This window comes from Candidatus Binatia bacterium (assembly GCA_036382395.1).
GTDB lineage: Bacteria > Desulfobacterota > Binatia > HRBIN30 > HRBIN30 > JAGDMS01.
Genome location: DASVHW010000353.1, coordinates 1 through 7,959 on the forward strand (window position 1 = coordinate 1; position 7,959 = coordinate 7,959).

A 7,959-nucleotide genomic window follows, 5' to 3' on the forward strand; every position below is an offset into this window, starting at 1 on the left:
GGCTGGTCCGGGAGAGTCGAAGTAGCCGTCGTTGGTCCCGTGTAGAAAAACGACACTGTTGCTATCGGCGACAACGAGATCGGCGCCGTCATGAGCGTCAAAATTGGCGACGACGAGCGCCGTTGGAATGAGTCCGATGAGTATGTCGTTGCTGATACCGAAGGTACCGTCGCCTTTGCCCAGTACGACGGTTGCATGCCCCGCCTGGTCGGCCGTAATCAAATCCAAATGCCCGTCCGGCAGCCCCGCCGGCGAACCAACGTCAGCAAGCACCAGAATCGGGAGTGCATCGCTGGGCGTCGATCCGGAGAACGGCACTCGGATCCCAGTGCTGAAGATCACCGACTGTGCGACGGCGACCCCGCTGGCCACCAGAAGTACCGCGCTCAACCCACAGATCCGTCCTGCCACTCGGCTCACGTCAATCACAACGATTCTCCTCATCCCTCAGCGAATCAATGCGCCAATGCGCTCCCACCGCGCCCACCGGTCCGTGCCGTCCCACGACCAGTAGACGGCAAAGGCTTTGCCCTTCACCTCGTCCACGTCCACGAAACCCCAGAAGCGGCTGTCGTAACTGCGATCCCGATTGTCACCCATCACGAACACATGCTCCGGCGGTATCGTCACCGGCCCGTAGTTGTCGCGCGGGCTGTTGTCATGTCCTTTGGCGTCGCCATCGGCGAAGTAACCGTACGGATCATCCCACGGCGCACCATTGATGTAAACGTGCTTCTCACGGACCTGAACCACATCGCCGGCGACCCCCACCACCCGCTTGATGAAATCCTTGCTGGGATCGACGGGATAGACAAACACGACGACGTCGCCTCGGTGCGGTGTGCTCAGCGGAAGCAGGCGCGTGCCGAGAATTGGCAGGTGCAGGCCGTAGATGAACTTGTTGACCAGAATATGATCACCGACCTTCAAGGTCGGCAGCATCGAGCCGGACGGGATTTTGAATGCCTGCACCACGGAGCTGCGGACGACCAACGCCAGCAGCAAGGCCACGGCACCCGCCTCGGTGTACTCGCGCACCGCAGATTTGCCGCGCCGTTGTCGGGCGACCGGGCCTGGCCCGTCGGAATTGGCGCTGATGGAAGGTGCGGGTTCAACGGATGATGACATGAATTTCAGTGCCGGGTCCGCATCGAACCCAGCAATGATAAAGCAAACGACCGGCGCGCGCTACGCTTCGACCTTGAGGACCGCGAGAAAAGCCTCCTGCGGGATTTCCACGCGCCCCACCTGCTTCATCCGCTTCTTGCCTTCCTTTTGGCGCTCCAACAGCTTGCGTTTGCGGCTGATGTCGCCACCGTAGCATTTCGCGGTGACGTTCTTCCGCAGCGCCTTCACGGTCTCACGGGCGATGACCTTGCTGCCGATCGACGCCTGGATGACGACCTCGAACATCTGTCGTGGGATCAACTCCCGCATCTTCTCCGCCAGCTCGCGCCCGCGGTGGTACGACCGTTCCCGATGCACGATGAGTGACAACGCATCGACCGGATCGCCGTTGATACGGATGTCGAGCTTCACCAGGTCCGACGGCCGCACATCCAGGAAATCATAATCGAGCGAGGCGTACCCTTTACTGACCGACTTCAGCCGATCATAAAAATCGAGCACGATCTCGTTCAGCGGCAATTCATACGTCAGCATGGCGCGGCCGCGACCGAGGTACTTGATCTCGCGCTGGCGGCCGCGCTTTTCCTCGCACAACTTCAGCACGCCGCCGAGAAACGTCTCCGGAAGATGGATGGTCGCCAGAATGATGGGCTCGTCGATGGTGGCGATATCTTGCAGCGGCGGTAGCTTCGCCGGGCTGTCGACCGTCAGCGTCTCGCCCGTGATCGTCGTCACCCGGTAGGCCACCGTCGGCGCCGTGGTAATCAGGCTCAGCCCGAACTCCCGCTCCAAGCGCTCGCGGATGATCTCCATGTGCAGCAGGCCGAGAAAGCCGCAGCGGAAGCCGAAGCCAAGCGCCACGGAGTTCTCCGGTTCGTAGGTGAACGACGCATCATTGAGGCGGAGCTTTTCGACCGCATCCCGCAGCGCGCCGTATTGCGAGGTATCAGCCGGATAGAGCCCGCTGAACACCATGGGCTTGACCGCTTTGAAGCCCGGAAGCGGTGCCGCGGCCGGACGTGCCGCCTCGGTGATGGTGTCCCCAATTTTGGTTTCGTGCACCTCCTTGATGCCGGCCATCACAAAGCCGACCTCGCCTGGTCCGAGGCATTCCGTCTCTTGCGGCCGGGGATTGGCCACCCCCACCCGTATCACCTCGTAGGTATTGCCGCTCGCCATCATGAGGATCCGGCTGCCCTTACGCACGCAACCGTCGAAGACACGCACGAGCACGACCACGCCCTGGTATGAATCAAACCAGCTATCGAACATCAAGGCGCGCAACGGCGCGTTGATGTCGCCGCGCGGCGGGGGAATATGTTGCACGATGCCTTCCAGCACGTCCTCCGTGCCGGTGCCTTCTTTGGCGCTGGCCAGGATGGCATGGGTCGCGTCGAGGCCAATGATCTCTTCGATCTCGCTGCGCACGCGGTCCGGATCGGCGCCGGCCAGGTCGATCTTGTTGATGACCGGGAGAATCTCCAAATTGTTGTCCAACGCCAGGTAGGCGTTGGCCACCGTCTGCGCCTCCACGCCCTGCACCGCATCGACGACCAGCAACGCCCCTTCGCAGGCGGCCAGGCTACGGGACACTTCGTAGGTAAAATCGACGTGACCGGGCGTGTCGATCAGGTTCAGCATATACTCTTTGCCATCGTGTGCGGTGTAGTGCAGCCGCACCGAGCTGGCCTTGATCGTAATGCCGCGCTCCCGCTCCAGGTCCATGCTGTCGAGGATCTGGGCGGTACGTTCCCGTTCCGTAATCGTCCCGGTGAACTCGAGCAAGCGGTCCGCCAGCGTCGATTTGCCGTGATCGATATGGGCAATGATCGAAAAGTTACGGATCTGAGCAATATTCATACAGCAGCGTAGTCAGGCTACGCTTTGGGACTCGGGTGCTGGCGGAAGAACTCGACCGTCTGCCGCAGGCCGTCCTCCAGCGCCACCTGCGGCCGCCAACCGAGCACCCGCTGCGCCAGAGCGTTGTCGATCACACTGCGCCGCTGTTCCCCGGCTTTCGCCGGCCCATGCTGCTCAGCGGCCGCACTGCCGCAGAGGCGCGCCAGTGAGCGACAAATCGTATTGACATCGGTTTCAATGCCCGTTCCGAGATTCACCGCACCGCAGAACTCCGACTGCAGCGCGGCGAGGTTGGCGCGCACCAGATCCACAACGTACACGTAGTCCCGGGTCTGCGTCCCGTCTCCATTGATGATCGGCTGCTCGCCGCAGAGGAGCTTCTCGGCGAAGATGGCGACCACTCCCGCTTCACCGTGCGGGTTCTGGCGTGGTCCGTAGACATTGGCGTAGCGCAAGGCCGCGTAGGACATTCCGTAGGTCACCGAGTAGAAGAACAGATAGCGTTCGGTGGCCAACTTCGCCACACCGTAAGGACTCAGAGGCTCGGTCTTGTGCGTTTCAGGTGCGGGAAAGGCCTCTTGTTCACCGTAGATGGCGCCTCCGGTCGAGGCGAACAACACGCGCCGCAGGCCGTGCTGGCGCCCCTGCTCCATCAGGTTGAGGAATCCGAGCAGATTGACCCGGGCATCGAAAATCGGATCGGCGACCGAACGCCGCACATCCATTTGCGCCGCGTGATGGCAGAGCACCTCGGGCTGTTCGCGCCGGAACACCTCGCCGACCCCGGTGTCCTGCACGTCGAGTTGGTAAAAGTGCGCCTTCGAGTTGAGGTTCTCACGCCGTCCCGACGACAGGTCGTCGATGATCGACACCTGGTGGCCTGCCGCCACAAACGCATCAGATACATGCGAGCCGATGAAGCCGGCCCCGCCAGTCACAAGGATTCTCATAGGGCCTCGGTTCCGAGCAGTCCGCGGAAGTAGTCGATGGTGCGTTGAAGACCTTCGTCCAAGCTCACCTCCGGCTCCCATTTTAGCGTTTGGCGGGCACGGGTAATATCCGGCTGACGAATGTGTGGATCGTCCTTGGTCCGCTCGTCTTTCGGTGAAACGAAGACGATCTCCGATCTGCCGCCCGTCAAGCGATGGACCCTCTTGGCAAACTCCAACACCGTCATCTCGATCGGGTTCCCGAGGTTCACCGGCTCGACCTCGGCGGATTCCAGCAGCCGGACCATCCCCTCGACGAGGTCGCTGACGTAGCAGAAGCTCCGGGTCCGCGAGCCATCGTCGTAGACGGTCATCGGCTTGCCGCGCAGGCCCTGAGCGATGAAGTTGGTCACCACACGCCCGTCATCCGGACGCATGCGGGGGCCGTAGGTGTTGAAGATGCGGCAGATCCGCGTATCGATGCCGTGGTAGCGATGGTACGCCATGGTCATGGCTTCGGCGAAGCGCTTCGATTCGTCGTACACGCCGCGCGGACCAATGGGGTTGACGTTCCCCCAGTAGGATTCCGGCTGCGGGTGGACCTTGGGGTCGCCGTAGACCTCCGAGGTCGATGCCAGCAGGAACTTGGCGCCGTGGGCGCGGGCCAGGCCGAGGGCCTTGTGGGTACCCAGCGCGCCGACCTTCAGCGTCTTGATCGGCTCGCGCAGATAGTCGACCGGGCTCGGCAGGGAGGCGAGGTGCAGAATCGCATCCAGCTTGCCCTCAACGTAAATGTACTCAGTCACATCGTGCTTGATGAACCGAAACCGGTCGTGACCGGCAAGATGGCTGATGTTGCGAGCATGGCCGGTGAACAGGTTATCCAGTGCCACCACCGTGTGTCCCTGGGCCAGCAGGCGGTCGGCCAGGTGCGAGCCGATGAAGCCGGCACCGCCGGTGATCAGAATGCGTGACATGTTGTTTAGCTCTCCGCAGTCAGCTATCAGCTCTCAGCTTCCGATCAAAGCGTAGCCCTCGGCAGATGCAATCGTTCTCCTTCAGGCTGATTGCTGACTGCTGATCGCCGCAGGCTCCGTTCACGGCCTCACCGGCGGCCGCCCGACCGAATAGTACACGAAGCCGAGCTCCCGCATCTGGTTCGGATCGTAGATATTCCGGCCGTCAAAGATCACCGGCCGCCTCATCAACTGGCGCATGCGTTCGAAATCCGGTCGACGAAACTCGTTCCACTCCGTCACCACCAGCAACGCATCCGCATCTTGGAGGGCATCGTAGTTGACGCGGTGATACTGCACGCGGCTGCCGAAAATCCGTTGCGCCTCGGCGAGCGCCTCCGGATCGTGCGCGTGCACCTCGGCCCCCGCCGCCAGCAGGGCTTCGATGATGCTGACCGCCGGTGCCTCACGCATGTCGTCGGTCCGTGGCTTGAACGCCAGGCCCCACAACGCGAAGCGCATGCCCCGCAGGTACTCCCCGAAGTGGGCCTTGACCTTCTCGACCAGCGAGCGCTTCTGCAATTCGTTGACCTCTTCGACGGCCCGCAGCAACTTGAAGTCGAGCCCGTTCTCCTCGGCGCTGCGGATGACGGCCTTCACGTCCTTGGGAAAACAGGACCCGCCGTAGCCGACCCCCGGGAACAGGAAGTAGTGGCCGATGCGCTGATCGAAGCCGACTCCCCGGCGGACGTCCGAGATATCCGCACCCACGCGCTCGCACAGATTGGCGAACTCATTTATGAGCGAGATACGCGTCGCCAGCATGGCGTTGGCGGCATACTTGGTCATTTCAGCGCTGGCCGCCGACATCACCAGGATCGGTTGTTCGGTGCGCACGAATGGGCCGTACAACTCCTTCATCAGCTCGATGGCCCGTTCGCTGTCGCTCCCGATGACCACCCGGTCCGGCCTCATGAAGTCCTCGACGGCGGCACCCTCCTTCAAGAACTCCGGGTTGGAGACTACCGCGAAGCTGTGATTGGTCCGCGAGGCCACCACCTGCCGCACCCGTTCGGCCGTACCCACAGGCACCGTGCTCTTGTTGACGATCACACGATAACCGTCCATGGCCGTGGCAATTTCGGCTGCCACCCGGACCACCGCGCCCAGATCGGCAGCGCCGTTGTTCCCCTGCGGTGTGCCGACGGCGATGAAGCAGATGAGCGACTGGCGAACGGCAGCGCTCAGGTCGGTGCTGAATGAAAGCCGCCCCTCCGCCAGGTTGCGCTTGATCAGTTCCTCGAGGCCGGGTTCGTAAATCGGAACGATGCCCTGGTGCAGGCGAGCAATCTTCTCGGCATCGATATCGACGCAAACGACGTCGTTACCGCTTTCGGCGAAACACGTGCCCGCCACGAGGCCTACATAGCCCGTGCCAACGACACATACTTTCACGGCTCCTCCTCAACACCTGATGTTTAAAAGGGCCTGGCGGCTGGCCCCCAGGCCCTTGTCTCATGGCCGGTCATCGCGAACGCATCGCTACAAGAACGGCAAATTTATAGCCAGGCCCCCGAGCGAAGTCAACGCAAGTGGTGGCATCCCGGATCTCCGCTGCTGGCACCACCTCAGGCACCGTCGATGTCGGTCAAGGCGACGAACTGCCGGTAGCGATGATCGATCTCGTCTTTCGTCACCGTGCGCAAACGATTCAAGCCAAAATCCTCCACAACAAAAGACGCGACGACACTGCCGTAGACAATGGCGCGACGCAGCCCCGCCTCCGAGGTGTCGCCGGAGCGCGCCAATTCTCCCATGAAGCCCCCGGCGAAGCTGTCGCCCGCGCCCGTCGGATCAAAGACTTCCTCCAAGGGAAAGGCGGGAACGGCAAACACCGAGTTGGCCGAGAACTGAATCACGCCGTATTCGCCACGCTTGATCAGTACCCGGCGTGGGCCCATGGCCAGCAATCGTCGCGCCGCACGCACAACGTTGCGCTCGCCGCTCAACAGCCGCGCCTCTTCGTCATTGATCACCAGGACGTGAACGCGCCCGAGCAGCTGCTCCAACTCGCTCCGCGAGCCGCTGATCCAGTGGTTCATCGTGTCACAGCCGATCAGCCCCGGCGCCGGCAGTTGATCCAGCACCATCGCCTGCAGACGGGGATCGATATTCGCCAAGAAGACGTACTGCGTGTCGCGATAACCCGCTGGCAACTGCGGCCGGAAATCGGCGAACACGTTGAGATCCAACTGCAGCGTATCGCGCTGGTTCATGTCCTCGTGGTAACGACCGGCCCAGTACCCGGTGAGGCCGGGCCGCTGCTGCAGCCCGGCGAGATCGATACCGCGCCCGGAGAGAAACTCCATCTCCTCGCTAGGGAAGTCCTCCCCCACCGCGGCCACCATACGCACCGGCGCAAAGAAGCTGGCGGCCACCGCGAAGTACGTTGCCGCGCCCCCGAGTGCACGGTCGGCTTTACCGTGCAACGTTTCGATGCTGTCAAAGAAGACTGAACCGACGACCAGGATACTCACGCTGTCCCTCGTTCTTCTCCCTCTCTCCAGCGGAGAGGCGACCGTCATGCGTGGCGCATATGGCTGATAGCATATGGCATATGGTCAGGAACCATAAACCAAGAGCCATATGCCATAAGCCATATGCCAGGGCTTGAGGCGAACGACACTTGACTCACACTCAACGAGTTTCATGCCTCAAGCCCTTTAGAGGTATTTCCCGATGATGATGTCGAGATCGCGCTTGGCGCTCTCCGGAATGCAGGCGCGGTCGGTGATGATTGCATGTTCCAGCGCCCGCGCACACGCACACGTCCGCGGAGAGTGCAGCTGCCCTACGGTCTCGGCAATCACCCGTTGTGCGGTCGCCACGTTCTCGCTCAGGATGCGCAAGATGTCTCCAATGACGACATCGGCTTCGGTTTCATGCCAGCAGTCATAGTCCGTCGCCAGCGCCAGAGTGGCGAAACACATCTCCGCCTCGCGCGCCAACTTGGCTTCCTGCAGTGCGGTCATGCCGATGATCGCCGCGCCCCATTGCCGATACCACAGCGATTCGGCGCGGGTCGA

General features: G+C 62.1%; 8 protein-coding genes. All 8 read right to left on the bottom strand.

Features of this window, described 5'->3' with window-relative positions; translation table 11 throughout:
* Nucleotides 1-429 (bottom strand): hypothetical protein (locus VF515_16975; protein ID HEX7409325.1); only part of this gene is annotated, 429 nt, incomplete at its 3' end.
* A gap of 18 nt (nucleotides 430-447) precedes the next feature.
* On the bottom strand, nucleotides 448-1,128 hold the full coding sequence (gene lepB, locus VF515_16980) for a signal peptidase I (GenBank protein ID HEX7409326.1): 681 nt from the start codon (nucleotides 1,126-1,128) through the stop codon (nucleotides 448-450).
* Between the two features lie 60 nt (nucleotides 1,129-1,188).
* Complete coding sequence (gene lepA / locus VF515_16985; GenBank protein ID HEX7409327.1) at nucleotides 1,189-2,988, bottom strand: translation elongation factor 4; 1,800 nt, start codon at nucleotides 2,986-2,988, stop codon at nucleotides 1,189-1,191.
* Nucleotides 2,989-3,005: 17 nt separating this feature from the next.
* Entirely contained in the window at nucleotides 3,006-3,938 is a 933-nt protein-coding gene (locus VF515_16990; protein HEX7409328.1) for an NAD-dependent epimerase/dehydratase family protein, read from the bottom strand.
* The gene (locus VF515_16995; protein HEX7409329.1) at nucleotides 3,935-4,894 is read right to left on the bottom strand and encodes a UDP-glucuronic acid decarboxylase family protein; all 960 of its coding nucleotides are present in this window, start codon (nucleotides 4,892-4,894) and stop codon (nucleotides 3,935-3,937) included. Before VF515_16995 ends, VF515_16990 begins: the two co-directional genes overlap by 4 nt.
* 120 nt (nucleotides 4,895-5,014) lie before the next feature.
* Nucleotides 5,015-6,328, bottom strand: coding sequence for a UDP-glucose/GDP-mannose dehydrogenase family protein (locus tag VF515_17000; protein ID HEX7409330.1), 1,314 nt, complete (start codon nucleotides 6,326-6,328; stop codon nucleotides 5,015-5,017).
* A 173-nt stretch (nucleotides 6,329-6,501) separates the two neighbouring features.
* Complete coding sequence (locus tag VF515_17005; GenBank protein ID HEX7409331.1) at nucleotides 6,502-7,410, bottom strand: PfkB family carbohydrate kinase; 909 nt, start codon at nucleotides 7,408-7,410, stop codon at nucleotides 6,502-6,504.
* A gap of 186 nt (nucleotides 7,411-7,596) precedes the next feature.
* Nucleotides 7,597-7,959, bottom strand: a 363-nt coding sequence (locus tag VF515_17010) for an S-methyl-5'-thioadenosine phosphorylase (protein HEX7409332.1), incomplete at its 5' end; no start/stop codon positions are given.